The following is a 1,294-nucleotide window of genomic DNA, read 5'->3' as shown; positions in this document are numbered from 1 at the left end:
TAAAAACTAAAAAAGAAAGATATAAATATTTAGTTATAAGAAGTGGTATAAGAAGTGTTGTTATAGATATACCTTATGAATCTATAGGAGCTGTAGATGAAAAAGGAAATGTAGATCCTAAATATGAAGAATTATATAGAACAGTAGATGATAATAAACATAATCTAAGATCAAGTTTATTTCATAATGAATGGGGTATGGCAGCAGGAATATTAGGTGATTATAAATACCTAGCTAATGATATGTCTCAAAATGGTTTTAATGCAAGATTTATCCAAGCTACTATACTTTATATACAATTAAGTGGAGGAAGTAGTATATTAGATAAACCTAATTTATTAGGTGCTATTTATGGTTATGCAGATATTGCAGTAGGAAGTGGTTTAGTAGGAGTGCATAAAAATCCTTTAAGAGAACAAGAAATTAAAACCTTAGCTAAGACTTTAAAACCTGATGAATTTGGTATGCTTCCTTTTATAGATGAGATTATGGGAGTAGATTGGGTAATTGATTATAATAAATATAGAATTGCTAGTGATGAATTTGGAAGTATGTATAAAGCCTTAAGAAGTGATATAGTTGAGGGTAAAATAAAAGATCCAAGGGATATAGATTCTACTTATGAAAGCAGAAGGGAATTTGATCGTCATAGGGGAGGGTATAAAAATGGCATGCTGCAAGGCTATGGAACAGATACACCTAATGATTGGAGTGAAGAAGAAGCACAACTTTTTAATGATACTTTAATACTACATGCCAAACTAGCAGCCCTAACTCCTCCTCAAGGCTATCCTAATGCCCCTTATTATTTTACACCTGAAAATCTAGAATGGTATTATAAAAGACACAAACTTGATAGACTCCTTGATCCAAGAATTCCTGCTATTTATAGATATAATTTTCCGCAAGAACTTCGAGCTAAAATACTAGCTTATGCTAAAGAGCATAATATCAAAGAGTAAAAATCACTCAAAATCTTTAATATACTTTTCCAATGCTTTGATGGTAAGATTTTCAAAAAGAATCTTATCTTCTTTGATATTGTTTTGTATGGCAGCTTCAAGATATTTAATAAACATATTTTCTTCCATTTCTTCAAAGATGGGAGTATATAATTCTTTTGCGATTAGGCTAAGGGCTAAAATATTGATCAATCTCGTGGATTTGATTAAGGGTATATTATTAACAATGCTTTCAAAATCTTTAATACTAATAGAAGAATAATCATTATTTAATTTAGAGCTTTGTTGTTTTGTTTTAATATCTTTTAAATTTTTTACCAAACTTTTTAAAA

Annotated in this window: 1 protein-coding gene and 1 pseudogene; one reads left to right on the top strand and one right to left on the bottom strand. The window is 29.2% G+C overall.

The window, feature by feature from the left end; all coding sequences use genetic code 11:
- Positions 1–962, top strand: a 962-nt coding sequence (locus AJ886_RS07080) for a hypothetical protein (protein WP_070287458.1), incomplete at its 5' end; no start/stop codon positions are given.
- 3 nt (positions 963–965) lie between these two features.
- Here AJ886_RS07080 and AJ886_RS07075 read toward each other — a convergent pair.
- A pseudogene (locus AJ886_RS07075) lies at positions 966–1,294 on the bottom strand (hypothetical protein); the annotation flags it as partial.

The organism is Campylobacter sp. BCW_6465, from assembly GCF_001762815.1.
GTDB classification, from domain to species: Bacteria; Campylobacterota; Campylobacteria; order Campylobacterales; family Campylobacteraceae; genus Campylobacter_D; species Campylobacter_D jejuni.
Note: the sequence above shows the minus strand (reverse complement) of the source record. Positions and strands in the feature narration are given on the sequence as shown.